We start from the raw sequence: 26,041 nt of genomic DNA, 5'->3' as shown, positions 1-26,041 counted from the left end.
ACGCTCGGGCGGGGCCCGGGACGGGGCCTACCGGCGCTCGATCGGCTCGTCGACGCCCTGGAGCAGCGCGTCGGTCTCGAAGCCGCCGTCCGCGCCGGTGGCCCGCACCGACACGCCCTGGGTGGCGGCGACCTCCTCGGCCGACTTGGGCTGCAGGACGCCGTCCCGGATCTCCTCGGCCCAGTGGCAGCCGACGAGGTGGCGGGACGGGTGGGGGTCGGCAGAGTGGCGCGGTTGGTGGGGGCCGGCGGTGTGGCCCGCCAGCTCGCGCAGCACCGGCACCTCGTCGTCGCAGCGGGTCTCCTGCCGCCACGGACAGCGGGTGTGGAACCGGCAGCCGCTCGGCGGGTTCGCGGGCGAGGGCAGGTCGCCGGCCAGCAGGATCCGCTCGCGGCGCTCCTCGACCACCGGGTCCGGCACCGGGACGGCGCTCATCAGCGCCCGCGTGTACGGGTGCAGCGGCTCGTCGTAGAGCGCCTCGGCCGGCGCCTGCTCGACCAGTGAGCCGAGGTACATGACGCCGACGACGTCGCTGATGTGGCGGACCACGGCCAGGTCGTGGGCGATGACCAGGTAGGTGAGGCCGAGGCGCTCCTGCAGCTCCTCGAGCAGGCTGACCACCTGCGCCTGCACGCTGACGTCCAGCGCGGAGACCGGCTCGTCGGCGATCAGCAGGTCCGGCTCCAGCGAGATGGCCCGGGCGATGCCGATCCGCTGCCGCTGTCCGCCGGAGAACTCGTGCGGGTACCGGCGCAGCGCCGCGGACGGCAGCCCGACGGCGTCGAGCAGCCCCCGGATCTTGTCCGCGATCCCCGCGGTCCCGCCGCCGAGACCGTGCGCCCGCAGTGGCTCGGACAGCAGCGACTCCACGTTCTGGCGGGGGTCGAGGCTGCCCAGCGGGTCCTGGAAGACCATCTGCATCCGCTGGCGCATGTGCCGGAGCGGTTCTCCCCGGAGAGACGCGACGTCCGTGCCGTCGAAGAGGACCCGACCGGCGGTCGGCTCGACCAGCCGGAGGACGGCCCGGCCCAGGGTCGACTTGCCGCAACCGGACTCCCCCACCAACCCGTAGGTGGTGCCGCGGTCGATGGCCAGGTCGACGCCGTCGACGGCGCGGACGTGGCCGACCGTGCGGTCGACGAACACCCCGCGCTTGATCGGGAAGTGCACCTGCAGGCCTTCGACCCGCAGCAGCGGCTCGCTCGCGGCGGTCACCGCCCGGCTCCGGACGCGGTGGCCCCCACGGGGGACGACGGGTAGGTGAGCGGGTGGCGGCAGCGCAGCTCGCGGCCGGGCCCGTCGTACTCCAGCGGCACGGTGCTCCCCGCGACCTCGGTGAGGCAGTCGTCCTGGGCGTTGTCGCAGCGCGGGGCGAAGGCGCAGCCCTCGGCCCACGGGATGGCGTCGCGGGCCGAACCGCGGATCGGCGTCAGCGGGACCCCGCGCCCGGCGTCCAGCCGCGGCACCGAGGCGAGCAGCCCGCCGGTGTAGGGCTGGCGGGGCCGGGCGAACAGGTCGTACCGGTCGGCGGTCTCGATCACCTTGCCCGCGTACATCACGTGCACCCGGTCGCAGAGCCCGGCGACGACGCCGAGGTCGTGGGTGATCATCACCAGCGCCGTCCCCGTGTCGACGACGAGCTCGCGCAGCAGCTCCAGGATCTGCGCCTGGATGGTGACGTCGAGGGCCGTCGTCGGCTCGTCGGCGATGAGCAGCCGGGGCGAGCAGGCCAGCGCCATCGCGATCAGCGCCCGCTGGCGCATGCCGCCCGAGAGCTGGTGCGGGTACTCCTTGAGCCGCCGGGCGGGGTCGGGGATGCCGACCCGGTCCAGCAGCTCGGCGGCCTCGGCGGCGGCCTCCTTCTTCCCCATGTCCCGGTGCTCGACGAGCACCTCGGTGACCTGGGTGCCGATCGGCACGGTGGGGTTGAGCGAGGACAGCGGGTCCTGGAACACCATCGCCATCTCCGACCCGCGCAACCGGCGCAGCGTGCGGTCCGGCGCCCCGAGCAGCTCCGTGCCACCGAGCCGCACCGAGCCGCCGACCTGCACGCCGCGCCGCGGGAGCAGGCCCATGACCGCCAGCGAGGTGACCGACTTCCCGCAGCCGGACTCCCCCACCAGGCCGATGGTCTCCCCGGCCGCGACCGAGAAGCTGACCCCGTCGACGGCCCGGGTGGGCTGCTCGCCGCGCCGGGCGAAGGTGACCGACAGGTCCTCGACCTCGAGCACGGGGACGTCGGTGCGCAGCGCGCCCTCGGGCGGCAACGCCTCGATGCTCACCGATCTACCTCCGGAACTTGGGGTCGAGGGCCTCCCGCAGCGACTCCCCGAGCAGGGTGAAGCCGAGCGCGACCACGATGATGCACACCGCCGGCCAGACGGCCAGAGCCGGCCGGACCGACAGGAAGGCCTGCGCGGTGGACAGCATCGCGCCCCACTCCGGCCGGGCGATGTCCGGGTCGCCGAGGCCGAGGAAGGAGAGGGCGGCCGCCTCGATGATCGCCGTCGCCAGGGACAGCGTGCCCTGCACGATCACCGGTGACAGCGAGTTCGGCAGCACGTGGCCGAACACGATCCGGCCACGCTTGACGCCCAGGGCCCACGCCGCGAGCACGTAGTCGCTGCCGCGCTGGGCGAGCATCGAGCCGCGCAGCAGCCGGGCGAAGACCGGCACCTGGGTGACCGCGATGGCGATCATCAGCGCGTACTGGTTCTGGCCCAGCAGCACCGAGATGCTGATCGCCATCAGCAGGCTGGGGATCGACAGGACGATGTCGATGAACCGCATCACCACGGTGTCGACCCAGCCGCCGAAGGCGCCGGCCAGCACGCCGAGGGCCATCCCGACGACCGCGCCGAGCACCGTCGACACCACACCGATGAGCAGCGACTGCCGTGAGCCGTAGACCAGCCGGGAGAGCAGGTCGCGACCGAGCTGGTCGGCGCCGAGCGGGAAGCCCTCCTGCGCACCGGGGATGAACCCGGGGCGGACCTGACCCAGCAGCGTCTGCGCCAGCGGGTCGCGCGGGGCCAGCCACGGGGCGAACGCGGCGACGAACAGGAACACCACGACGATGACCGCGCCCAGGATCGCCACCGGGTCGCGCCGCAGCCGGCGGAAGGCGCTCCTGACGAGCGACACCCCGCCCTCGCCCTCCGGCACCTGCCCGGCTCGGGCGGCGAGCTCGTCGATCCGCTGCCGTCGCACGTCCCCCATCGCCGTCATCGGCCCTGCCCCCGTCCGGTCCACGGGCTCATCGGCTCTGCCCACTGGTCCGATTCCGCAGGCGTCATCGGCTGTGCCCCTGTCCGGTGTCGCAGGCTCACCGGACCCGCACCCTCGGGTCGAGCAGGCCGTAGGAGATGTCGACCAGCAGGTTCACCAGGACGTAGACCACCGCCAGCATGAGGATGAAGCCCTGCAGGACGGCGAAGTCGCGGGTGAAGATCGCGTCGTAGATGGCCGACCCGACCCCTCCGAAGGCGAAGACGGTCTCGGTGAGCACCGCGCCGGACAGCAGCAGGCCGGTCTGCAGGCCGATCGTCGTGGACACCGGCAGCAGGGCATTGCGGATGACGTGCCGCCGGCGCACGGTGTCGGCCGACAGGCCCTTGGCGTTCGCCGTCCGGACGTAGTCCTCGTTGACGACGTCGAGCACCGAGGCCCGGGTGATCCGCACGATGATGGCCAGCGGGATGGTGCCCAGCGCGATGCCCGGCAGGACCAGGTGCAGCAGGGCGTCCCAGGCGGCGTCCCACTCGCGGGTCAGCAGGCCGTCGAGGACGTAGAAGTTCGTGATGTGGGTGGCGTCGATGCGCACCTCCTGGCGGCCCGAGCCGGGCAACCAGCCGAGCTCGACGGCGAACAGCAGCCGGAGCAGGTAGGCGAGGAAGAAGACCGGGATCGCCACGCCGAGCAGCGAGCCGATGACGGCGCCGGAGTCCAGCCAGCTGCCGTGCCTGCGGGCGGCCAGGTAGCCCAGCGGGATGCCGACGCCGATGGCGAAGACCATGGCGAACAGCGTCAGCTCGACGGTGCCCGGCATCCGCTCGAGGAACTCGGTGGTCACCGTGCGGCCGGTGCGGGACGACGTCCCGAAGTCCAGCCGCACGGCGCGGCCGAGGAAGCGCAGGTACTGCACCCAGATCGGCTGGTCGAGGCCGAAGAGCTCGTTGTAGCGGGCGATGGCCTCGGGCGTCGCCCGCTCGCCCAGGGCGGCCTGGGCCGGGCCGCCGGGCAGGGCGCGCAGCCAGGCGAAGAGCAGGACCGACAGGCCCAGCAGGATCGGGACGAGCTGCAGGAGCCGTCGGACGATGAAGCGGAGCACGGCGTGCGGGTCAGCCTTCCCTGGGTCCGGCGTCGGTCACGACACCGTCCCCGTCGGCAGCCCGGGAGCTGCCGACGGGGACGGGCTCGGGGGTCACTCGCTGATGGAGACCGTGGAGAAGACCTCGGCGGTCAGCGGGCTGGGCTCCAGACCCGAGACGTTCTCCGCGACGACCAGGGCCGGCGGCGAGTGGGAGATCGGGACACCCGGCAGGTAGTCCATGATCAGCCGGTTCGCCTCCTGGTAGAGCCGGGTGCGGGTGGCCGCGTCCGGCTCCTGGTCGGCCCGGGCCAGCGCCTGGAAGATCTCCGGCGCGCTGAACGCCCCGAACTCCGCCGACGCCTGGTTGTTCGACGCCTCGGCGAAGAAGGTGCCGATGAAGTTGTAGGCGTCGTTGTAGTCACCGGTCCACCCGAGCAGGTGGATGTCGGCCTGACCGGACTGGACGGCGTTCAGGTAGTCCGGGTTCCACGGCAGCGCGACCGGCTCGATGGTGAAGCCGGCGTCGGTCAGGTTCTGGCTGATGACCTGGAACATCGCAGCCGGGTCCGGCAGGTAGGGCCGGCTGACCTCGGTCGGGTAGTAGAACCGCAGGGTCGTGCCCTCGGCGCCGGCCTCCTGCAGCAGCTGCCGCGCCCGGTCCGGGTCGTACGGGTAGGTGGTCACGTCCTCGGCGTAGCCGTCGACGGTCGGCGGCATGAACTCGACGGCCGCCTCGGCGCCCTCGGGGAGCAGCGAGCTGACGATCGTGTCGCGGTCGATCGCGTGCGCGATCGCCTGCCGCACCCGCGGGTCCTGCAGCGCTGGGTTGGCGCTGGTGCCGGGGACGTTCCCGCCGTTGAAGCCCAGGTAGAGGATGTTGAACGGGTCGCGGACCAGGACCTGGAGACCCTCGTCCTGCAGCGTCTGGTAGTCCGCCGGCGAGACGAAGTCGTAGCCGTCGATCGAGCCGGCCTGCAGCTCCTGGCGGCGGGTGTTGCCGTCCGGGATGGTGCGGATGATGAGCTCGTCGAGCAGCGCCGGCTCGCCCCAGTACTCCTCGTTGCGGACCAGCGTGACCTGACCGTTGCCGCGGTCCCAGCTCTCGAACCGGAAGGGGCCGGTGCCGGTCGGGTGCTCGAGGGCGTACTCGGGGTAGGTCAGCGCGTCCTCGGCGCCGGACAGGTTGTCGGCGTCGTACTCCTGCAGGGCCGTCGGGCTCTGGATGGAGAACGCCGGCAGCGCGAGGGCCGCGGGGAACTTCGAGGTGACCTGGGTGAGCCGGATGACCGCGGTGTTCTCGTCGGTCGCCTCGCAGCTCTCGTAGATGCTCGGGGTGTCCGGCGTGCTGGCGAAGCCGCCGAAGACCGCCTGGTAGTAGTACGAGGCGCTCGGGCTGGTGGCCAGGCCCTCGAAGTTGTACCAGCGGTCGAAGTTGAAGCAGACCGCCTCGGCGTTGAACTGCGTGCCGTCGTGGAACTGGACGCCCTGCTGCAGGTTGAAGGTGTACTCCAGCCCGTCCTCGCTGACCTCCCAGTCCTCGGCCAGCTCGGGGACCGGGTCGGTGCCGCCGAGCTCGTTGCCGAGCAGGCCCTCGAAGATCTGGCGGGAGACGCGGAAGGTCTCCCCGTCGCTGCCGAACGCCGGGTCGAGCATCGCCGGGTCGCCGGTGGCGCCGAAGACCATGGTGCCGCCGGACTGGGCCTCACCACCGCCCTCCGCGCCGCCACCGGAGTCCCGGTCGCTCGAGGCACAGGCAGCCAGGGTGACTGCGGTGAGCGTGGCCGCCGAGGCGGCGAGCACGCGTTGGGGACGACGCTGCATCGCGGAAGACCTGCCTTCTCGGCCCCCGTGGGCCGGATGAGTTCCCGACTTCGCGGCCGGAGGGCGCAAGCCCTCACGGACGTGCGTCGGACCCTAGGCGGGACGTCCGCGCCACCGTGAGCCGGGGAGCCTCATCGACACCATCCTGTGACCTGGTATCGGGCCAGGTCAGGCAGGTGACGCCCGCCGGCCCCGACCGACGGTGTGCGCCGGTGTGCAGTCATCCGCGGACGACCTGCGCACCAGCGCACAGCGTCGCCGCGCCCAGCGCCTCAGGGTCCGCCGTGAGCGTGCGGGTGGCCGGGGGGGCCTCACGAGGGAGCGGGGGCAGGGGTCCGCTCTCACGCGTCGATGCGGCGGCGGCCCTCGAACGCCCGGCCCAGCGTGACCTCGTCGGCGTACTCCAGGTCGCCACCCACCGGCAGGCCGCTGGCCAGCCGGGAGACCGCCAGCCCGAGCGGGCTGACCAGCCGCGCCAGGTAGGCCGCGGTGGCCTCGCCCTCGAGGTTGGGATCGGTGGCGATGATCAGCTCGGTGACCGCGCCGCTCGTCAGCCGGGTCATCAGCTCCTTGACCCGCAGGTCGTCGGGGCCGACGCCCTCGATCGGGCTGATCGCGCCGCCGAGCACGTGGTAGCGGCCGCGGAACTCGCGGGTGCGCTCGATCGCGACGACGTCCTTGGGCTCCTCGACGACGCAGATGACGTCGTCGGCCCGCCGCGGGTCGCGGCAGATGCGGCACTGCTCGCCCTCGGCGACGTTGTAGCAGGTGCTGCAGAACCGGACCTCGGCCTGCACCCGCTGCAGCGCCGCGACCAGCCGTCCGACGTCGGCGGACTCCGCCGCCAGCAGGTGGAAGGCGATGCGCTGGGCGCTCTTCGGCCCGACGCCGGGCAGCCGGCCGAGCTCGTCGATGAGGTCCTGGACGGCCCCCTCGTACACGGTGTCCCTCTCGTCAGGGGGTGTGCCGCGACCTCTACAGGCCGGGCAGCCCCAGGCCGCCACCGAGGCCGCCGGCGAGCGGCCCCATGCGGCTGGCGGTGAGTTCGTTGACGGCGCGGGAGGCGTCGCGGAAGGCCGCGACGATCAGGTCCTGCAGGCTCTCGACGTCGTCCGGGTCGACGGCCGCCGGCGCGATCGTCACCGCGGTGACCTCGCCCTGCCCGGTCATCGTCACGCTGACCAGGTTGCCGCCGGCCGTGCCGGTGACCTCCTCCTGCGCCAACTGGTCCTGCGCGGCAGCCAGCTGCTGCTGCATCTGCTGCGCTTGCTCGAGCAGGCGTGCCATGTCGGGCTGGCCTCCGGGGAACATGACCCGAGAGTAGGCCGAGGGACCGACAGGCGTGGGGACGTCGGCATCCTCAACCAGACGGTTGACAACAGTGCCGGATGGGTGCACGCTTCTCCTCAACCGAACGGTTGAGGAAGGGAGGACACCCGATGGCCGCCGATCCGCTCTCCCGGGTCTTCGCGGCCCTGGCCGACCCCACCCGGCGCGACATGGTCGCCCGCCTGGCGGTCACCGATTCCACCGTCGGCGAGCTCGCCGAGCCCTACGCCGTCAGCGTCCAGGCCGTCTCCAAGCACCTGCGGGTGCTCGAGGACGCCGGCCTGGTCAGCCGCAGCCGCGACGCCCAGCGACGTCCGGTGCACCTCGAGGCGGAGGTCCTCGACCTCATGACGACGTGGATCGAGCGCTACCGGCGGCAGGCCGAGGAGCGCTACCGCCGTCTCGACGACGTCCTGGCGTCCATGCCGGACGACGTCGCCCCCACCGACGTCTCCCCCACCCACCCCACCGACGTCTCCCCCACCCAGCCCACCGACGTCTCCCCCACCCACCCCACCGATGCGACACCCCCAGGAGGGAACCCGTCATGACCACCAGCACGCACGAGACCCGGATCGACGTCGACCCCGAGCTCCCGCTCGTCCGCATCACCCGCGAGTTCGACGCGCCGCCGGCGAAGGTGTTCCGCGCGCACACCGACCCGGAGCTGGTCGTCCAGTGGCTCGGCCCGCGCGGACTCGAGATGACGATCGACCACTACGACTGCCGCACCGGCGGCTCCTACCGCTACGTGCACCGGCAGGACGGCGAGGAGTACGGCTTCCACGGCAGTTTCCACGAGGTCCGGCCGGACCAGCTGATCGTGCAGACCTTCACCTTCGAGGGCATGCCCGACGGCGTCGCGCTGGAGAAGCTCGTCCTCGAGGACCTCGGCGACGGCCGCACCCGGCTGACCTCGACCTCGCTCGTGGACTCCTTCGCCGACCGGGACGCCATGATCGCCAGCGGCATGGAGGTCGGCATCCGCGAGGGCTACGAGCGCCTTGACGAGCTCCTCGCCCGCAGCTGAGCCCGGCCCCGGCCTCGCCCCGACTGGATCGGCCCCGTCCCGGGTCCCACCCTGAGCTCGCGAAGGGTGGGGAGGACGGGGTCCTTCAGTCGATCGGGCGGGCGCCGAGGTGGGTGCGCAGCAGTGACAGCGCCGCCTGCTCCGGGTCGACCGCCGGCTCGTGCTCCGGGTCGCCCCCGGTGTCCTCCGCCGCCCGCTGGGCCATGAGCTCGCTCGCCTCGGCGGCCTCCGCGGCGCGCGCCGCCTCGCGCGCGGCCTCCGGCGAGACGGTGCGGTCCGCCGCGGGCCGGCCGGGAGCCTCGACGACGGTCTGCACCTTCCAGCGCACGCCGAGCAGCTCCTGCAGCGCCGTGCGGACGACGTCCTTGTTCAGGTCGTCGCCGAGCATCTTGGCCAGCGCCGGCGAGGTCATCGACAGGGTCAGCGTGCCCGCGGCCACGTCGTGCACCTGCGCGGACTTCAGCAGCGCCTCGGTGGTCCGCTTGTGCCGGCGGACGACGGCCAGCAGCTCCGGCCACACCCGGCGCACGTCGCCGGCGTCCAGCTCGCCGTCCGCGGCGCCCGGCTCCGGCGGGTTGGCCGTCACCACGGGCATCGGCTCGCTGCCGCGCGGGGCCGGCGAGGACTCGGCCGCGGCCCGGGGCGCCGACGACGCCGTCGGCCGGGGCTGCTCCACGCGCGCCGCCGCAGCCGCGGCCGCGGCCGGCTGGGCCGGGTGCGGCCAGTCCTCGTCGTCGGCCGGCTCCGGAGGCAGCGGGATGTCGGGCTCACCCACGGCGGCGCGGGCGCGCCGCGACTCCTCGGCTGCGGCCGGCGGGGTGGCGGCCGGCGGGGTGGCGGCCGGCGCCGACGGGCGGGGCGGGGCACCCGACCCCGGCGGGGTGGTCGCCGGCCAGCCGTCGTCGGCCGGCGGGCGGACCGCGACCGGCTCGGCGCGCGCGGGCTCCGGACGCGGTGGCTCGGGCCGCTCCGGCTCGGCGCGCGGCGGCTCCGGCGCCGGCTGCGCGGGTGCCGCCGGGGCGCTCGGCGCCTGCGCGACGACCTGCGACCTGCGCACGAACTCGCGCACCGGGCGACCGGGCTGGTCAGCTGCCGGCGGCGCGGCGGCGGGCTCCGGTCGGGACTCGTGCACCGGCGCGTCGAGGACGGCGGGCTCGGCGATCGGTCGGCCCGCGTGCTCACCGGCGATCGACATCCGACGCTCGAGGCGTTCCAGCCGCTGCAGGGTGGCCGCCGCCGAGCCGTCGGTCCCGGGCAGCAGCATCCGCGCGCACACGAGCTCGAGCAGCAGCCGCGGGCCCGTCGTCCCCCGCATCTCGGTGAGGCCCGCGTGCACCGCGTCGGCCATCCGCGACAGCGTCGCCGACCCCAGCGCCGAGGCCTGCGAGCTCATCAGGTCCAGCCGGTCGGGCGGGCAGTCCAGCAGCCCGTTGCCCCCCGCGTCCGGAACGGCGTCGAGCACGATGAGGTCCCGCAGCCGGTCGAGCAGGTCGGTGGCGAACCGGCGCGGGTCGTGCCCGGCCTCCACCACCCGGTCCACGGCGCGGAAGACGCCGGGCGCGTCGTGCGCGGCGAGCGCGTCGATCGTCTCGTCGAGCAGTGCGTCGTCGGTGACCCCGAGCAGCCCGACGGCGCTCCTGTAGGTGACCCCCTCCTCGCCGGCCCCGGCCAGCAGCTGGTCGAGGATCGACAGCGAGTCACGGACCGAGCCGCCGCCGGCGCGGACGACCAGCGGGAAGACGGTCGGCTCCACCTGCACACCCTCGGCGGCGCAGGTCTGCTCCAGCAGTCCGCGCAGCGTCGTCGGCGGCACCAGCCGGAACGGGTAGTGGTGCGTGCGCGAGCGGATGGTGGGCAGCACCTTGTCCGGCTCGGTGGTCGCGAAGACGAAGACGAGGAACTCCGGCGGCTCCTCGACCACCTTGAGCAGGGCGTTGAAGCCCTGCGTGGTGACCATGTGCGCCTCGTCGACGATGTAGACCTTGAAGCGGCTGTTCACCGGTGCGAAGAACGCCCGTTCGCGCAGGTCGCGGGCGTCGTCGACACCGCCGTGGCTGGCCGCGTCGATCTCGATGACGTCGAGCGAGCCGGGGCCGTCGGGCGCCAGGGCCACGCAGGAGCCGCAGGTGCCGCACGGGGTCGACGTCGGGCCCTGCTCGCAGTTCAGCGACCGGGCGAGGATGCGCGCCGAGGAGGTCTTGCCGCACCCGCGCGGTCCGCTGAACAGGTAGGCGTGGTTGATCCGCCCGCCGTCGACGGCGTTGACCAGCGGGGCCGTCACGTGCTCCTGCCCGACCACCTCGGCGAAGGTCGCCGGGCGGTACTTCCGGTAGAGCGCCAGAGCCACGCGACGAGGTTACGTGCCAGGGCGGACGGGAACGGCGACCTCCGCCGCAGCCCGTGGCGACACCGGCGATCTCACCCGGAGGCGCGCCCCGGAGCGCGGGATCGGCGATCTCGCCCCGATCGACGGACGACGTCCCGCCTCCTCGAGCAACTCCGGATCGGCCAGGGACGACAGCCCCTCCCGGTCACCCGGCACCGTGACCGCGAGCGCGCCCGCGCAGGATCGCCACGAGCCCGGTCTCGCGCAGCACCGGTCCCGGCTGCCTGCGCGCGGTCATCGGGCCTTGCCCATGCGCCGGATGCCCTCGATCAGGTCCTCGGTGGCGGTGGCCAGGGACAACCGCACCCAGCCCTCGCCGAGCGGCCCGAAGGTCGTGCCCGGCGCCACGGCCACGTGGTGCTGCCGCAGCAGGTCCATCGCCCAGGTCGCGACGTCCCCGGAACTGCGGTCCCGGACGTCCACCCACAGGTAGAAGGCGCCCTCCGGGGTGAGGTAGCCCATGCCCTGTGCGTCGAGCTGGGCCAGGGCGAGGTCCCGCCGCTCCCGGTAGGCCGCCCGCATCACCGCCACCTCGTCCTGCGGACCGCGCAGCGCGGCGAGCGCCGCCGCCTGCGCGGGGGCGTTCACGCAGGCCAGCATCGGCTCCTGGAGCTTGGCGGACTGCCGGGCCACCTCCTCAGTGGTGACCAGGTAGCCGACCCGCAGGCCCGTCATGGCGTAGGTCTTGGAGAAGCTGAACGCGCTCAGCACCCGGCCGTCGCGGTCGAACCGGCCAGGGCTGACGTGCGGCTGCCCGAAGGTGAGCGCGTCGTAGCACTCGTCGGACAGCAGCCACAGGTCGTGGTCCTCGGCCAGCCGGACCAGCGCCTCGACGTCCGTGGCCGGCAGTACCGTGCCCAGCGGGTTGGACGGCGTGTTGACCACCAGCACCCGGGTCCGCTCGGTGACCAGCCGGGCGAGGTCGGCGGGGTCGGGGCGGAAGCCGTTCCCCGGCCGCAGCGGGTAGCGCACCGGTACCGCCTGCAGCAGCTGCACCGCCATGGCGTAGTTCGGCCAGCCGGGATCCGGGATCAGCACCTCGTCGCCCGCGCTGAGCGTGAGGGAGAAGGCGTTGTGCAGCGCCTGCGCGCCACCCGCCGACACCACCACCTGGCCCGGGGTGACGTCGAAGCCGTTGGCCGTGCTGACCTTCTCGGCGATCGCGGCGCGCAGCGCGTCGGTGCCGGCGTTGGGGACGTAGTGGGTCTCTCCTGCCGCGTAGGCCGCCCGCGCGGCCTCGACCACGTGGGCGGGCGACGGAAAGCTCGGTTCGCCCACGTGCAGCCCGATGACGGGGTCGGGCAGGCTCCACGCGAGGTCCATCACCTGTCGGATGCCGGAGCGGGGCATCGACTCCGCGCCGGGTGCCAGGGTGGGCATGTGCGGTCTCCTCGTTCGGTGGATCAGGTGGCCGGACCGGCCAGCCGGGGGAACAGCGCACGGGCGGTGCCGCCGAGGACCCGCGCGAGCCCGCGCTCGTCGAGGTCGGGCAACGCCGACGGCACCAGGCCGGGCAACGCGGCGTACCCCGGCACGTCGCTCGGCCAGGGGTGGTCGGAGCCCCACAGCAGCCGATCGGCGCCGTACGCCGCCGCGAGCCGCCGGGTGACGGGGAACAGGTCCGCGTAAGGGGGTTCACCGCTGGACAGGGCGTACTGGCCGGAGACGAGCACGTACGTGCTCGGCGCGTCGGCGAGCCGGACGAGGCGCTGCACGAGCGGCTCGGGGAACGGGTCGTCGAAGCGGGGCCGCCGGTGCTCGTCGACCCACATGTCGTGCGGGCAGAACCCGAGGTGGTTGAGCACCACGGGCAGGTCGGGCAGGAGCCCGACGAGCTCCTCGAGGAGCCGGAGCTGCTCCGGCGGCAGATAGCTCCAGAGCGGCAGTTGCTCCGCGGCCATCCACCGCAGCACCGGCAGGGCCGGGGAGTCGGCCACCGGCCGGCCGGGCTCGCCCAGCCAGCGGAACCGCAGGGCCCCGAACGGCAGGCGCTCGCGTCGCGCCCGCGCCGTGTCCACCGGGTCGACGCCGGCGGTGCCGAGCTCGGCCGGGTTGGCCACGGCCACGGCGGCGAACCGCCCGGGATGGCGCTCGATCGCGTCGGCCACGTCGTCGTCGGCGCCGTCCAGGGCCACGAGCACCGCCGCCTGCACGCCGGCGTCGGCCATGCGGGCCAGCAGTTCCTCGGCCGGCGCCTCCCGCTCCGCGGGAGCGAGCTCGTCGATGCCCCGGGGGGAGGCAGCGGCGGAGCGGAAGACGTGCGCGTGCCCGTCGACCACCCCGGGAACGCTCGGTCCGGCGCCGGTCACCGTCGCACCTTGGCCACGAAGAGCGCGGCTGCCGCGAGGATCACCACGCCGCGGATGAGCTCGGTGAGAGTGGCCGGCAACTGCAGCAGCGTCACCGAGCTGCTGACCAGGGACAGCAGCAGGACGCCGCCCATGGTGCCGACGAGGCTGCCTCGACCGCCGAGCAGCGAGGTGCCACCCAGGACGACGACGGTGATCGCCGACAGTTCCAGGCCCTGCCCCGCCGTCGGCGACCCGATGGTGGCCCGGGCGGCCAGCAGGATCCCGGCCAGCGCCGCGAGCACCCCCGCCAGGACGTAGGCGGTGACGAGGACCTTCTCCACCGGGACACCGCTGGACCGCGCCGCCGGCAGGTCGCCGCCGACGGCGTACAGCTGCCGCCCGAACGCCGTCCGGCCCAGGGCGAAGGCCACTGCTGCCAGAGCCACCACGAGGACGGCGAAGGAGTAGGGCACCGGACCGATCCGCTGGAGCGCGACCGAGGACAGCGCGCTGGTGACCTGCCCGGTCGGGGTGGTGCTGATCGTGAAGGCCGCGCCCTGGATGAGGTACAGACTGGCCAACGTCACGATGAACGGGGGCAGGCCCACCCGGGCGACGAGCAGCCCGTGGAGCAGGCCGATGACCCCACCCAGCAGGAGCATCCCGACCAGCACCGGCACGGTCCGGATCGGGTATCCGTCGAGGAGGATGGCGGTGAGCAGGGCCGACAGCGTCGCGGTCGAGCCGACCGCGAGGTCGATCCCGCCGCTGAGCACGACCAGGTGCTGACCCAGCGCGGCCAGCCCCAGGACGACCGTGGCGGTCAGCACGTTCGCGATGTTGGCCGGTGCCCAGAACCCGCCGGCGTCGGTGACGGTGAGGGCCACCACCGCGACCAGGACGACGATCCACACGGCCGCTCCCGTGCGCGTCAGGTCGGCGAGGGAGAACCGCCGGGGACGGATCTCGAGGGCCGCTGCGGCGCTCACCGGGACGATCCCGCGGTGTCCAGGGCGATGTGCATGACGTTCTCCTCGTTGATCGCCGCCCCGGCCAGCTCACCGGCGACCCCGCCCCCCCGGCACACCAGCACGCGGTGGGAGAGCCCGATGACCTCCGGCAGGTCGCTGGAGACCATGACCACGGCCATCCCGTCGGCGGACAGCGCCGCGACCAGTCGGTAGATCTCCGCCTTCGCGCCGACGTCCACGCCGCGGGTCGGCTCGTCGAGGAGCAGCACGCGCGGGCCCCGGCGCAGCCACTTGGCGAGCACGACCTTCTGCTGGTTGCCACCGGAGAGCTGCCAGGTGCCCTGCTCGGGGTCGGACGCCCGGATGCCGAGCCGGGCCTGCTCCTCGCGGAACACGTCCCGCTCCCGGCGGGTGGACAGGAAACCGCCGCGCAGCACCTGTCCGAGCGCGGCCAGGGTGGTGTTGGCCCGCACCGGCAGCGGGAGGACCAGCCCCTCGGTCTTGCGCTCCTCCGGGACGAGTGCGACGCCGGCCGCGATCGCGCGCCGCGTGCCGGTGGGCACCGGGCGGCCCGCGACCTCCACGGTCCCCGCCGCGCGCGGGTGCTCGCCGGCCAGCGAGCGCAGCAACCGGCTGCGGCCCGACCCGACCATCCCCGCGACGCCGACGATCTCACCGGCGCGCACGTCGAGGTCCAGCGGCTCGGGTGCGCGGCCGCGGCTCGCCGGCACCAGCCCACGCACCCGCAGCACCACCTCGCCGGTCGGCTCCGGCAGCGGCGGGAAGACCGCGTCGACGTCGCGGCCGACCATCTCGCGGATGATCCGCGGGATGTCGTACTCCGCCGCCGGCCCGGTGGAGACGACCGCGCCGTCGCGCAGGACGGTCACGTCATCGGCCAGGTCGGTGACCTCCTCGAGCAGGTGGCTGATGTACACCACCGCCACGCCTTCGGCGGCCAGACCGCGGACGACGGTGAAGAGGGCCTCCAGCTTGTCGCCGGAGAGCACCGCCGAGGGCTCGTCGAGGACGATGACCCGGCTGCGCCGCACCAGCGCGCGGGCGATCTCCACCAGCTGCTGGTTGGCCAGGGACAGGTCCTCGGCCCGGGTCCGCGGGTCCAGGTCGCCGAGGCCCACCCGGGCCAGCGCGGCTCGGACCTCCCGGTCCTGGGCCGCCCGGTCCAGCAGGCCACGGGAGGTGCGCTCCTGCCCGAGCATGACGTTGTCGGCCACGCTCATCGCCGGCAGCACGGTCAGCTCCTGGTAGACGGCGCTGATCCCTGCGGCCATGGCCTCGCGCGGGCCCGCGAAGCGGACCGGCTGGCCGTCGAGCAGCACCTCGCCCTCGTCCGGGCGCTGGTTGCCGGTGAGGATGCGGACCAGCGTGGACTTGCCGGCCCCGTTCTCCCCGACGAGGGCGTGGACCCGACCGGGCCGACACGTGAGGTCGGCCCGGTCGAGCGCCCGCACGCCGGGGAAGGACTTCGTCAGCCCCCGGGCCTGCAGGACCGCCGTGGAGGACGCCATGGGGTCAGCACAGCCCCAGTTCACGCAGCTGCTCGTCCGGGAGCGCGGAGGGGACGAACAGGTTGTCGGTGCACTCGGGCCGCACGTACTCGTCGATCTGCTCGTGCGTGAAGCTCGGGCTGTTGATGTAGACCTTGTCCAGCACCGGCTCGCCCGCGAGGGCCGCCATGGCGGTGTCCAGGCACTGCATGCTCTGCTCCGGCGGGAAGGACGACAGCGCGAACCGGACGTCGGTCCCCTGGACGGCCTTGAGGAACGCGTTGATCGCGTCACCGGTCACCGGCGGGACCGGGCGGCCGGCCTCCTGGTAGGCCTGCACGACGCCGAGGTCGCCGTAGCCCGAGTCCGACCAGATGCCGTCGAGGTCGGGGTACTGGGTGACGAGGTTGGCCGCCACCTGCTTGGCCACGGTCGGCGACCACTCGGTGTACTGCTCGGTCACCACCTCGATGCCCGGGTGCTCCGCGAAGACCTCGAGCGCGGCGGCCTTCTGGTACTCGGCCGTGGGGACGCCGGCCAGGCCGCTGAGGACGGCCACCTGCCCCTCACCACCGAGCTGCTGGACCAGCCACTCCGCATAGGCCGAACCGAGCAGCTCGTACTGGCGGGTGACGGTCGAGACCACGCTGCTGCTGTCGCTGAGCCGGCCGGCACACAGGACGACCGGGATGCCCTGGCCGGCGGCGGCCTGCACCTGGCCGGTGATGCCGTCGCCCATCGGCACCACGACGAGCGCGTCGGGGTCCTGCGAGGCCAGCTGCTGGATGTTGTCCACCTGCGCTGTGGCGTCACCGTTCGCGGAGGCGTAGAGCACCTCCACACCCACTTCCTCGGCGCGCTGCCGGAACGCCTCCTCGTTGGTCAGGCCCCAGGAGTTGGTGGGTCCCTGGGCGGCGAAGGCGATCCGGTAGGTCTCGCCGTTCTTCGGCTCGGCGGCCCACGGCGCGGTGTCGACCTCGCAGACCTGCTCCTCGGTGGGCTCCAGGTTCTCCAGCCCCAGCTGCTGGGCGGTCTCGGTCCAGGCCTGCTCGTAGGACGCCTGGGCCTCCTCGGCGTTGGCGCACTCCTCGCCGCTCGCGCCCCCTCCCCCGCCACCGCCACCGCCGGCAGTGGCCCCCTCCTGCTCGGTCCCGCAGGCCGTCACGAGCACGGCCGTCAGACCGATCGCCAGCGGCAGGCGCAGCGGCCGCGAACGGCGCGAGGTGCTGCTGTGGATCCTCATCGCACTCCATCCCTCTGCTTGATCCGACGAGGGGACCGGGCGGCCCACCCGCTGCCCTGGAGCCAGACGGCGAGCAGGATCACCGCGCCGCTCACCACCAGTTGCGCCCCCGCACCCGCGCCGAGCTGGCGCAGCCAGGCCAGCAGGACCGCGAGGAGCGTCACGCCCACGACGGTCTGGCCGATGCGGCCACGTCCCCCGGTCAGGGCGATGCCACCGATGACCGCGGCGGCGACGGAGTTCGGGTCGAGGCTGCGGGACAGCCGCGCGTCCACGTAGCCGATGTAGCCGGCGTTGATCAGGCCGGCCAGGACGGCGAGCAGCCCCGAGGCGACGAAGCAGCCGGCGATGATCCACCGTGTCCGCACCCCGGACAGCGCGGTCGCCCGCTCGTTGGCGCCCGTGGCGTACAGCCGGCGCCCCAGTCCCGTCCGGCCGAGGACGACCCCGGCGACGACCGCCACGACCAGGAAGGCCCACAAGGGCACCGGGATCCCGAGCCAGCGGCCGATGCCCAGCGGGGACAGCTCCCCGGGGATGTTCCCGCTCGGGGCGCCACGGGTCCACGCGGTGATCACGCCCTGCACCAGGACGAAGGTGGCGAAGGTCGCGACGAACGCCGGCACCTGCCGGCGCACCACGAGCAGGCCGTTGAGGAGCCCTACTCCGGCCCCGGCCGCGGTGGCGAGGAGGATCGCGACACCCAACCGCTCGCCGTCCCCCCGGCTGTGCTCGGCGATGACCACCGTGGTGAGGCCGATGACGGCGCCGATGGACAGGTCGATCCCGCCGACGAGCAGGACGAGCGTCTGCCCCACCGCGGTCACGCCGATGAGGCCGATCTGGAACAGCACCAGCTGCAGCACGCCGGCGCTGTAGAAGCCTGGCGTGGTCACCGCTGCCACCAGCAGGAGCACGGCCAGCCCCGCCAGGGGGGCGAGCAGCGACAGGGCACGGCGCACCACGTCCCGCCCGGCCGATGCGCCGGCGCGGGCCGGCCCGGCGGCTTCCGTCGGCGGCGCGCCGGTGGTCACGGGCGGCCGTCCACGGCCGGCGCGTCCTCCGCCGCGCAGTACCGGCGGGTCAGGTCCTCGTACAGGTCCACGGACCGTCGGACGGCGGCGACCGAGACCCACTCGTCAGCACCGTGGGCCCGCCGCAGCAGGCCGGGGCCGAGCGCAGGGAGCGTGGCGATGCCCTGACCGGCGTCGAACCAGGTGGCGTCGGTCGTCCCGGGGAAGACCGCCAGCGGTGGCGTGCTGCCCAGGACCCGGGCGCAGGCCGCCTGTGCCGCCCGGGCGACGGGGTGCCCGGCCGGGACGGCGGCCGGCGGCAGCCAGTCGTTGGGCGCGGCGTCGTACTCCACCGCGAGATCGGCCCCGGTCACACCGGCCACCCGGTCGGCCAGGCCGGTGAAGGCTGCGGTCACCGCGGAGCGGTCCATCCCCGGGAGCAGCCGTACCTCGGTGTCGACGGCGACCCTGCCGGGGAGGACGCCGTAGCCGACGCCGCCGCGGTAGGTCATGCCGGTGTTGACGGTCGCGGCCCAGCCCTCCAGCTCGTCGACGTTGCGGGGGACGTCGAGGACGAGCTCATCGGCCACTGCCGTCACCAGGCGGGCGGCGTCCACCCCGGCGTTGCGGGTCCCGGGGGTACCGGACAGGCTCGAGTGGCCCTGCCGGCCCCGGGCGATCAGGCGCAGCCGCGCGATCCCGCGACTGACCAGGTGCACCCGGTCGAAGTCGGTCTCGATCCCCCCGGGCTCGCCGATGACGACGGCGTCGGCGTCCAGGGGCCGGGTCCCGGCGACGTGGTGGGCACCGAACGTCGCGCCGTCCTCCTCGTCGGCGGTGAACAGCAGGGTGAGCCGGCCTCGGGCGAGCGGGTTCCGGGCCAACCGGGCCGCGGCGACGAGCATGGACGCGACCGCACCCTTCATGTCCGCCGACCCGAGGCCGTACAGGCGGTCGCCGTCGAGGTCGGCGCCCAGGGGATCGACCGTCCACCGGGCGTCACCGACCGGCTTGGTGTCCAGGTGCCCGGAGAGCACCAGGTGCCGCCCCCCGGCGCCGAAGTCGAGCGTGAGGAGCACGTTCGGACGACCGGGATCGAGCGCCAGGACCTCAGCGGCCGGCAACCCGAGCATCGGGAGGACGTCGGTGACGGCGGCGGCCACGGCGCGCTCGTCCCCCGGCGGGTTGGGGCTCGGGGTGCGCACGAGCGTGCGCGCGAGCTCGACGACGTCCAGGACGTCCCCGGCCGGTCCGTCGGTCACTTGTACCGCCCAGCCCAGTCCTGCCCCTGCCAGGTCTGCAGCGTGACGGGGACCAGCCGGTAGAGCCACCGCGGCTTGTCCAGCGTCGGCTCCAGGTACTTCGGTCCGTTCTCGCCCAGGTAGCGCGTGGCCATCCGCTCGGCCACCGGGACCCACTGGCCGCCGACGTTGGGACGCTCGACCAGCTCGGCCCGGCACTGGGCGACGACCTTGCGCTGCGCCCCCTCCTCGTCGACGGTGATCGCACAGCGCGGGTCCGCCTCCAGGTAGCGGCCCCAGGCCGCCCGCTCCCGCGGGACGACCCAGAAGGCATCCCCGTCCCACTCCTGCCAGCAGGGGACCACGTAGGGCCAGCCGTTCTCGTCCAGGCAGGCCAGCCGGGCGATCTTCGGCTCGGCCAGGAACGCGGCGACCGCGTCCTCGCCCAGCCTGCCGACCGTGCCCCGCCAGCTCTCGTCCTCGCTCATCACACGCTCCTCTCGGTGCCCGGGGTCGCCGGGCCGGTGGTCACGTCGTCAGGACCCGGGGTCGCGCCGAGCCGCCGCGACAGCTCGGAGGTCACCCGCACCACGTCCGGCGCCAGTCGTCGGACGTCGTCGGTCGAGAACCGGTAGGCGGGGGCCGAGACCGACAGCCCCGCGACGACGGAGCCGGTGTGGTCCCGGACGGGGGCGGCGACGCAGCGCACCCCCTCCTCGTTCTCGATCTCGTCGATGGCGAAGCCGCGTTCCCGGACCCCACGCACCTGCCCCAGCACGGCCGCAGGGTCGGTGAGCGTGTTCTCCGTGCGCCGCTCCAAGGGCTCCACCAGCAGCTCCTCGACCTCCGCGTCGGTCAGCCCGGAGAGCAGGGCCTTGCCGATGCCGGTGCAGTGCAGGGGGTTCCGCGAGCCCGGTCGCGCCGCCGGTCGCACCGGCTTCGGGCTGTTCACGGCCGCCACGTAGAGCACCTGGGACCTGTCGAGGACGCCGAGGAAGCAGGTCTCGCCACTGATCTCGACGAGCTCCTCCATGAGTTCCGCGGCCTGCGCGCGCAGGTCGAGGCGGTCGAGGAAGGACTGACCCCATGCCGCCACCCGAGGACCGAGGGTGTAGGTACCGGTTCTGTCCACCCGGAGCACCTCGGCTCGGCACAGCACGTCGAGCAACCGCAGAGCCGTGGGGCGGGGGACCCCGCTCACCTGCACGAGGTCGACCAGGCGCAGAGGGCGGTCGCTCTCCGCGACGTGCTCGACGAGCGCCAGTCCCTTGACCAGCGCCTTGGCCGAACCTGCAGATGTGGACGCCAGGTCCAGTCCGGGTGTGGACACGGCGTCGATTGTGTTGGAGATCACACCGGGCGCAAGGCCTGTGGCGCCGCCCGTTCGTCACGGGTCGTCACGGGCACGCTCGCCGCAGGACGGGCAGAAGTCGGTCCACGGCCGCCGGCCGAAAACTTCCCGAAGGGCAGCGGCGATCTCGCACGGGTGCGCCCGGAGCGAGCGGGATCGGCGATCCCACGCCTGCGTCCGGAGAGAAAGGGACCCCCCGCGCACCCGCCAGAGCCCGCTTATCCTTGCTGCCTTCCGGCCCTGGGGAGGTTCACAGGGTGACGCCACACGAGGGGTCTGCCCACGAGTGTAGAGGAACGGAGCGGAGGCCGGGCGCACCCCCCGCCATCCTGCGTGCCATGACGCCCCGGCTCACCGGGAGCACCACGGGCTGACCTGATCCGCCACCAGTTGCTCGCCGCCGCGGCCGAGCGGGGGCCGTCGGGACCGCACGACCGGGACCCGGGGACGACGGAGGCCGGGCCCCGTGCGGAGCCCGGCCTCTGCTGCGGAGGATGGGAGATTCGAACTCCCGAGGGGTTGCCCCCAACCCGCTTTCCAAGCGAGCGCCATAGGCCACTAGGCGAATCCTCCAGCTGCGCCCGTCAGGGTACCGGGCCGGGTGCGGCCGGTCAGCCGCGGTACCCGGGGCGCGGTACGGGGTGGTTACGCCTCCCTCCCTCAGGGCACGCTGGGGGCTGCGCCGGACCGGCGACGCGCCGACGACAGGAGAGCAGCCCCCATGAGCGAGACCGACCGGCTCCGGCCCGACGTCGTGGAGGCGATCGTCGCGGTGCTCAAGGGAGCCGACCCCTCGGAGCTGCCGGCCTCGGCGACCAAGGAGGAGAAGGACGCCGCCAAGGACCGGTACCTCTCGGAGTTCGTCGCCGAGCGCAGCAAGCGGGACCGGCAGACGCGCGCCTGGGAGCTGCTGCTGACCCGCAGCTACGACGAGCCCCCGACCTGGCAGCGCCTCTTCGACGACCTCTCCTCCGACGTGGTCGAGGAGCTCGGCGAGCTCTACGACGTCCTGCCCGCGGGTGCCCAGGAGGAGTACGCCCGCCGGTACGGCGTCCCGACCGGCGTCTGACCGCGGCTCCGGTGCCGGCGGCGAACAGGGGGGATCCACGGTGAGCGGACCCGGCCACGTCGTGGCCGGGCGCTACCGCCTGGTCGAGCGCATCGGCGGAGGCGGCATGGGCGCCGTCTGGCTGGCCTCCGACGAGGTGCTCGGACGTCAGGTCGCCGTCAAGCAGGTGCTCCCGCCGCCGACCGCCGACGAGACCGTCATCGCCCAGCAGCGCCAACGGGCGCTGCGGGAGGGCCGGATCGCCGCGCGGCTGTCCCACCCGCACGCCGTCGCGGTCTACGACGTCGCCCTCGAGGACGGCGCGCCGTGGCTGGTGATGGAGTACCTGCCCTCCCGCAGCCTGGCCGAGGTGCTGCACCAGGACGGCGTCCTGCCGGTCGACCAGGTCGCGCAGATCGGTGCCCAGGTGGCCGACGCCCTGTCCGCCACGCACGCGGCCGGCATCGTGCACCGCGACGTGAAGCCGGCCAACGTCCTCATCGGGCAGGGGCCGCGGGTCGAGGGCCTGGTGAAGATCACCGACTTCGGCATCTCGCACGCCCGCGACGACGTCACCCTCACCCAGACCGGCCAGATCACCGGCACCCCGGCCTTCCTGGCCCCCGAGGTCGCCCGCGGCGGGGAGGTGACAGCGGAGAGCGACGTCTTCTCCCTCGGCGCGACGCTCTACACCTGCCTGGAGGGCCAGCCGCCGTTCGGCATGGACGACAACGCCCTGCGGCTGCTGCACCGCGTCGCGGGCGGCGAGCTGATCCCCCCGCGCCGCGCCGGCTCGATGACCGCGCCGCTGATGCGGATGCTGGCCGTCGACCCCGCGGACCGGCCGACGACGACCGAGGCCCGCGACGAGCTCGCCCGGCTGGCGGTCGGCCGGGACGGCGACCCGACGACCGTGCTGCTGGCGCGCACCAAGCTGCGGTCCTCGAGCAACCGGGCGCGCACCGAGGAGCTGGGTACCGGAGCGGTGCCGGCCGCGGGAGCGGGCGCCGCGGCCGCCGCCGGGTACCGGGACCCGGGCACCGCCGTCCACGTCTCCCCCGCCGGGCCGCGCACGCCGCCTCCGCCTCGCCAGGCGGAGGACCGGCCTCCCGCCGCCGCCCCGGCGCCGAGCCCCCGGCGGCGCCGCGGGCCGCTGCTGGCCGCACTGCTGCTGCTCGCCGTCCTGCTGCTCGGCGGCGGGCTCTGGCTCAGCACGCGGGGCGACGCCGGGTCCAGCGCCGCCGCTCCGGCGTCGTCGCCGCCCGTCGACGACGCGACGCCCCCCGCGGAGGACGCTCCCGCGCCGGAGACCCCGGACACCGAGCCGACGCCGTCCACCGGTACGGACACGCCGTCGAGCGAACCGTCGTCCGACGAGCCGGCCGAGGACCCGGCCGAGGTCGTCGAGGAGACGCTGGACCAGTACTACGGACTGCTCCCCGACGACCCCGACGCCGCCTACGACATGACCGGTCCGTACCTGCGGTCGCAGGCCAGCCGGAGCTACTACCGCGACTTCTGGGCACCGTGGGAGGAGGTGGACCTGCGGGAGGTGCGCGGCGCGGAGCAGGCCGAGGACGGCGTCGTCACGGCCACGACCGAGGTCGAGTTCACCGGGGCCGACGGGCGCGAACAGACCGAACGCCACCAGGTCCGCCTGGTGCGGGACGACGACGGCGACTGGCTGGTCGACCTGGACCTGGTCGCGTGATGAAGGACCCCGTCCTCCCCACCCCTCTCAGGCTCGGGGCGGTGCCCTGGACGGGGCCGGAATCGCGACGGCGGCGCCCCGGAGTCGGGACGCCGCCGTCGATCTGCGGTGGCGGTGGGATTTGAACCCACGGAGGCTTGCACCTCACACGCTTTCGAGGCGTGCTCCTTCGGCCGCTCGGACACGCCACCGTCGACCAGACTACAGGCCCCGCTGACGACGGAAGAACGCGCGCAGCAGCGTGGCGGACTCCTCGGCCCGGACCCCGCCGGTGACCTGCGGACGGTGGTTGAGCCGCCGGTCGCGGACGACATCCCACAGCGATCCGGCCGCACCCGCCTTGGGGTCGTCGGCGCCGTAGACGACGTGGCCGACGCGGGCCAGCACGCTCGCGCCGGCGCACATGGTGCAGGGCTCGAGGGTGACCACGAGCGTCGTCCCGGTCAGCCGCCAGCCGTCGCCGTGCACCCGCGCGGCGGCGCGCAGCGCCAGGACCTCGGCGTGCGCGGTCGGGTCGCCCTGCTTCTCCCGCTCGTTGGCCGCCTCGGCGAGCACCGCGCCGTCCGGCCCGAGGACGACGGCGCCGATCGGCGTGTCGCCCCACTCGACGGCGGCCGCGGCCAGCTCGAGCGCGCGGCCCATCGCGGCCTCGACGTCCACCGTCATGGCGTCCCCACCGGGGTGCTCCGTCGCCGGGTGCCCGGGCACTCGGCGGCGGAGCAGTGCGGGGACGGGTGGGCCGGCGTGGGGGTCACGACCCGGCGCCGCCCCGCAGCTCGATGCCGACCAGCGCCGACAGCTCGTCGAGCGCGGCGGCCGGGTCGGTCACCTTGACCGTGTGCATGCCCATCGCGCGGGCCGGCTTGAGGTTGATGCCGAGGTCGTCGAGGTAGGCGCAGTCCGAGAAGGCGAGGTCCCGGCCGACCGCCGCCGAGAGCCGGGCCAGCGCGCGGCGGTAGATCTCCGGCTCGGGCTTGCGCACGCCCTCCACCGAGGACTCCACCACCGCGTCGAACAGCTCCAGCAGCTCTCCCAGCCGGCCGGTGCGCTCCATCGGCGTCACGTTGTTCGACAGCAGCGCGAGCGGCAGCCCCGCCGCCCGCAGCCGCCGCACCGCCTCGACCATCTGCGGGCGCACCTCGCCGGCCAGCGCGGCCAGCACCCTCCGGGCGTCCAGCCGGTGCCCCGCGGCCAGGGCCTCGGCCTCGAAGGCGTCGGTGAACCCGGCCGCGTCGAGCTCGTTGCGCTCGAACCGGGCCCAGGCGTTGGTGTCGGGGTCGGTGCTGTTCAGCCGTACGATGAGACCCTCGGGCAGCCCGGCCTCGGCCTCGTAGGCGGCGAAGGCGGTCATCGGGCTGTCGGTGATCACCCCGCCGAGGTCGAAGACGACCGCGGTCGCCGGAGCACTCACGGTGTCCTCGGGTTCGCTCCCGCCCGGCGGAGCCGGTGGGACGGCGGAGCCGCTCACGGGGTCCTCGGGTTCGCTCCTGCCCGGCGGAGCCGGTGGGACGGCGGAGCCGCTCACGGGGTCACCGCCGCGGCGAGTTCGTCGGCGAAGCCCAGCCGCGCGGCGATCGCGGCGACCATCTCGTCGGCCCACAGGTCGTCGGCGGTGACGATCGCCCGCAGCTGCTCGGCCGACAGCCCGTCGTCGGCGAAGACGTCCAGGTCGCCGCCGGGCCAGCCGGTCTCGTCGTCGTCGAACGCCCCTTCGGCGTCGACCGCGATGCCGTACCGCTCCACCACCTCGGCGGCGAGCAGCCACTCCTGCATGGTGGCGTCGGAGACCAGCGCCCGCACCAGCCCGCCGGGTCCGTGCCGGAGGACGACGAAGTACAGCCGCGAGTCGACGACCACGACGAACGGCCCGGGCCAGTCCCCGGCGCCCGGGTCGCCGAGCGCCCGCTCCAGGGCCGGCAGCTCGTCCCCGGCGTCCGCGGCGAGCAGCTCCACCCGCCAGGCCCCGTCGGGACGGCTCACCCGTACCGCCCAGCTGGCCGGCGTGTCCGGTGCGCTCATCGGCGCCGCAGCATCGTCAGGCCGTCGGACAGCGGCAGCAGCACCGTCTCCCAACGGGGGTCGGTGGCCAGCGCGGCGTTGAGCTCGACGAGCGCCCGGTCGTCGTCGCTCTGCGGGTCGAGCACCCGGCCGCCGCGCAGGGTGTTGTCCAGCAGCACGACGCCGTTGCCGGTCATCCGTGGGTGCAGCTGGTCGACGTAGTCGGCGTAGCCGGTCTTGTCGGCGTCGACGAACGCCAGGTCGAAGGTGGGCTCGGCCGGCAGCGCGCGCAGCGACTCGTGCGCGTCGCCGAGCCGCAGCTCGATGCGGTCGGCCAGCCCCGCGCGGGTCCAGTACCGCCGGGCCACCGCCGTCCACTCCTCGCTGGTGTCCAGGCACAGCAGCGAGCCGTCCTCGGGCAGCCCGCGGGCCACGCACAGCGCGGAGTAGCCGGTGAAGGTGCCGATCTCGATCGCCCGGCGAGCGCCGAGGGCGCGGGTGAGCAGCTGCATGAAGGTGCCTTGCTCGGGCGCGATCTGGTAGGTCGGCGGCACCTCGCCGCGGTCGGCCAGCGCCGTGGTCTCGGCGAGCAGGTCGGTGACGACGTCGTCCGGCGGCTCGGAGCCGGCCCGCACGTAGTCGCCGAGTTCCGGGGTGAGGAGGAACGACCGCGGCGTCATGGCGTGGAGGGGTGGAGCGCGGGGGTCGCGGCGCGCGGGGGCCGGAGGAGCGCGGGGGTCGCGGCGCGCGGGGGCCGGAGGAGCGCGGGGGTCGCGGCGCGCGGGGGC

General features: G+C 74.2%; 25 protein-coding genes, 2 tRNA genes and 1 other RNA gene. 4 read left to right on the top strand and 24 right to left on the bottom strand.

Translation table 11 applies throughout. From position 1 onward, the window contains the following. Positions 1-27: 27 nt before the first annotated feature. The 7 genes from BUB17_RS19735 to BUB17_RS19705 form a co-directional block, all read right to left on the bottom strand. Complete coding sequence (locus tag BUB17_RS19735) at positions 28-1,215, bottom strand: ABC transporter ATP-binding protein (protein ID WP_072920390.1); 1,188 nt, start codon at positions 1,213-1,215, stop codon at positions 28-30. Beyond that, positions 1,212-2,282: an ABC transporter ATP-binding protein gene (locus tag BUB17_RS19730; protein ID WP_244277388.1), complete on the bottom strand. Its 1,071-nt coding sequence runs from the start codon at positions 2,280-2,282 to the stop codon at positions 1,212-1,214. The genes BUB17_RS19735 and BUB17_RS19730 overlap by 4 nt, the downstream gene beginning before the upstream one ends. 4 nt (positions 2,283-2,286) lie before the next feature. Next, entirely contained in the window at positions 2,287-3,228 is a 942-nt protein-coding gene (locus BUB17_RS19725) for an ABC transporter permease (RefSeq protein WP_072920389.1), read from the bottom strand. Positions 3,229-3,325: 97 nt separating this feature from the next. Further along, a complete protein-coding gene (locus BUB17_RS19720) occupies positions 3,326-4,330 on the bottom strand; it encodes an ABC transporter permease (RefSeq protein ID WP_072920388.1) in 1,005 nt (334 codons plus the stop codon). Between the two features lie 93 nt (positions 4,331-4,423). Then, the gene (locus BUB17_RS19715) at positions 4,424-6,133 is read right to left on the bottom strand and encodes an ABC transporter substrate-binding protein (RefSeq protein ID WP_072920387.1); all 1,710 of its coding nucleotides are present in this window, start codon (positions 6,131-6,133) and stop codon (positions 4,424-4,426) included. Positions 6,134-6,474: 341 nt separating this feature from the next. Further along, on the bottom strand, positions 6,475-7,074 hold the full coding sequence (recR, locus tag BUB17_RS19710) for a recombination mediator RecR (protein ID WP_072920386.1): 600 nt from the start codon (positions 7,072-7,074) through the stop codon (positions 6,475-6,477). A gap of 34 nt (positions 7,075-7,108) precedes the next feature. Further along, a complete protein-coding gene (locus tag BUB17_RS19705; RefSeq protein ID WP_072920385.1) occupies positions 7,109-7,444 on the bottom strand; it encodes a YbaB/EbfC family nucleoid-associated protein in 336 nt (111 codons plus the stop codon). Between the two features lie 128 nt (positions 7,445-7,572). On the opposite strand from BUB17_RS19705, the gene BUB17_RS19700 reads away from it, so the two are divergent. Both BUB17_RS19700 and BUB17_RS19695 read left to right on the top strand, forming a co-directional pair. Continuing rightward, positions 7,573-8,013, top strand: a complete 441-nt coding sequence (locus BUB17_RS19700; protein ID WP_072920384.1) for an ArsR/SmtB family transcription factor — start codon at positions 7,573-7,575, stop codon at positions 8,011-8,013. Then, on the top strand, positions 8,010-8,492 hold the full coding sequence (locus BUB17_RS19695; RefSeq protein WP_072920383.1) for an SRPBCC family protein: 483 nt from the start codon (positions 8,010-8,012) through the stop codon (positions 8,490-8,492). Before BUB17_RS19700 ends, BUB17_RS19695 begins: the two co-directional genes overlap by 4 nt. Positions 8,493-8,577: 85 nt before the next feature. Here the strand turns inward: BUB17_RS19695 and BUB17_RS19690 are convergent, their stop codons facing one another. The 12 genes from BUB17_RS19690 to BUB17_RS19635 form a co-directional block, all read right to left on the bottom strand. Then, on the bottom strand, positions 8,578-10,839 hold the full coding sequence (locus tag BUB17_RS19690; protein ID WP_072920382.1) for a DNA polymerase III subunit gamma and tau: 2,262 nt from the start codon (positions 10,837-10,839) through the stop codon (positions 8,578-8,580). A gap of 273 nt (positions 10,840-11,112) precedes the next feature. Next, positions 11,113-12,258 (bottom strand): pyridoxal phosphate-dependent aminotransferase, encoded by a 1,146-nt coding sequence (locus tag BUB17_RS19685; protein ID WP_072920381.1) that lies wholly within the window; start codon positions 12,256-12,258, stop codon positions 11,113-11,115. Positions 12,259-12,281: 23 nt separating this feature from the next. Then, on the bottom strand, positions 12,282-13,187 hold the full coding sequence (locus BUB17_RS19680; protein ID WP_072920380.1) for an amidohydrolase family protein: 906 nt from the start codon (positions 13,185-13,187) through the stop codon (positions 12,282-12,284). After that, on the bottom strand, positions 13,184-14,158 hold the full coding sequence (locus tag BUB17_RS19675; RefSeq protein WP_175561428.1) for an ABC transporter permease: 975 nt from the start codon (positions 14,156-14,158) through the stop codon (positions 13,184-13,186). The genes BUB17_RS19680 and BUB17_RS19675 overlap by 4 nt, the downstream gene beginning before the upstream one ends. Continuing rightward, positions 14,155-15,669, bottom strand: coding sequence for a sugar ABC transporter ATP-binding protein (locus BUB17_RS19670; protein ID WP_072920379.1), 1,515 nt, complete (start codon positions 15,667-15,669; stop codon positions 14,155-14,157). Before BUB17_RS19670 ends, BUB17_RS19675 begins: the two co-directional genes overlap by 4 nt. A gap of 4 nt (positions 15,670-15,673) precedes the next feature. Next, positions 15,674-16,891 (bottom strand): substrate-binding domain-containing protein, encoded by a 1,218-nt coding sequence (locus BUB17_RS19665; RefSeq protein WP_072920378.1) that lies wholly within the window; start codon positions 16,889-16,891, stop codon positions 15,674-15,676. Continuing rightward, positions 16,888-17,925 carry an ABC transporter permease gene (locus BUB17_RS19660; protein ID WP_072920377.1) on the bottom strand — a complete coding sequence of 346 codons (1,038 nt, stop codon included), beginning with the start codon at positions 17,923-17,925 and terminating at the stop codon, positions 16,888-16,890. Before BUB17_RS19660 ends, BUB17_RS19665 begins: the two co-directional genes overlap by 4 nt. Further along, complete coding sequence (locus BUB17_RS19655; RefSeq protein ID WP_072920376.1) at positions 17,922-19,166, bottom strand: M20 family metallopeptidase; 1,245 nt, start codon at positions 19,164-19,166, stop codon at positions 17,922-17,924. The genes BUB17_RS19660 and BUB17_RS19655 overlap by 4 nt, the downstream gene beginning before the upstream one ends. After that, the gene (locus tag BUB17_RS19650) at positions 19,163-19,633 is read right to left on the bottom strand and encodes a pyridoxamine 5'-phosphate oxidase family protein (RefSeq protein WP_072920375.1); all 471 of its coding nucleotides are present in this window, start codon (positions 19,631-19,633) and stop codon (positions 19,163-19,165) included. Before BUB17_RS19650 ends, BUB17_RS19655 begins: the two co-directional genes overlap by 4 nt. Further along, positions 19,633-20,475: an IclR family transcriptional regulator gene (locus BUB17_RS19645; protein ID WP_175561427.1), complete on the bottom strand. Its 843-nt coding sequence runs from the start codon at positions 20,473-20,475 to the stop codon at positions 19,633-19,635. Before BUB17_RS19645 ends, BUB17_RS19650 begins: the two co-directional genes overlap by 1 nt. 205 nt (positions 20,476-20,680) lie before the next feature. After that, positions 20,681-20,776: signal recognition particle sRNA small type (ffs, locus tag BUB17_RS19640), an RNA gene on the bottom strand. Between the two features lie 208 nt (positions 20,777-20,984). Next, a tRNA-Ser gene (locus BUB17_RS19635) sits at positions 20,985-21,069 on the bottom strand. 148 nt (positions 21,070-21,217) lie between these two features. On the opposite strand from BUB17_RS19635, the gene BUB17_RS19630 reads away from it, so the two are divergent. Both BUB17_RS19630 and BUB17_RS26995 read left to right on the top strand, forming a co-directional pair. Continuing rightward, on the top strand, positions 21,218-21,565 hold the full coding sequence (locus tag BUB17_RS19630) for a hypothetical protein (RefSeq protein ID WP_072920374.1): 348 nt from the start codon (positions 21,218-21,220) through the stop codon (positions 21,563-21,565). A gap of 40 nt (positions 21,566-21,605) precedes the next feature. After that, the gene (locus BUB17_RS26995; protein WP_175561426.1) at positions 21,606-23,255 is read left to right on the top strand and encodes a serine/threonine-protein kinase; all 1,650 of its coding nucleotides are present in this window, start codon (positions 21,606-21,608) and stop codon (positions 23,253-23,255) included. A gap of 106 nt (positions 23,256-23,361) precedes the next feature. Here BUB17_RS26995 and BUB17_RS19620 read toward each other — a convergent pair. The 5 genes from BUB17_RS19620 to BUB17_RS19600 form a co-directional block, all read right to left on the bottom strand. Then, positions 23,362-23,446, bottom strand: a tRNA-Ser gene (locus BUB17_RS19620). A 10-nt stretch (positions 23,447-23,456) separates the two neighbouring features. Beyond that, on the bottom strand, positions 23,457-23,921 hold the full coding sequence (locus BUB17_RS19615) for a nucleoside deaminase (RefSeq protein ID WP_072920373.1): 465 nt from the start codon (positions 23,919-23,921) through the stop codon (positions 23,457-23,459). 85 nt (positions 23,922-24,006) lie between these two features. After that, positions 24,007-24,666: an HAD-IA family hydrolase gene (locus tag BUB17_RS19610; protein WP_072920409.1), complete on the bottom strand. Its 660-nt coding sequence runs from the start codon at positions 24,664-24,666 to the stop codon at positions 24,007-24,009. Positions 24,667-24,776: 110 nt separating this feature from the next. After that, on the bottom strand, positions 24,777-25,274 hold the full coding sequence (locus tag BUB17_RS19605; RefSeq protein WP_072920372.1) for a tRNA adenosine deaminase-associated protein: 498 nt from the start codon (positions 25,272-25,274) through the stop codon (positions 24,777-24,779). Beyond that, positions 25,271-25,933: an O-methyltransferase gene (locus tag BUB17_RS19600; protein ID WP_072920371.1), complete on the bottom strand. Its 663-nt coding sequence runs from the start codon at positions 25,931-25,933 to the stop codon at positions 25,271-25,273. Before BUB17_RS19600 ends, BUB17_RS19605 begins: the two co-directional genes overlap by 4 nt. Between the last annotated feature and the right edge of the window lie 108 nt (positions 25,934-26,041).

Source organism: Geodermatophilus obscurus, assembly GCF_900143215.1.
Taxonomy (GTDB): domain Bacteria; phylum Actinomycetota; class Actinomycetes; order Mycobacteriales; family Geodermatophilaceae; genus Geodermatophilus; species Geodermatophilus obscurus_A.
Note: the sequence above shows the minus strand (reverse complement) of the source record. Positions and strands in the feature narration are given on the sequence as shown.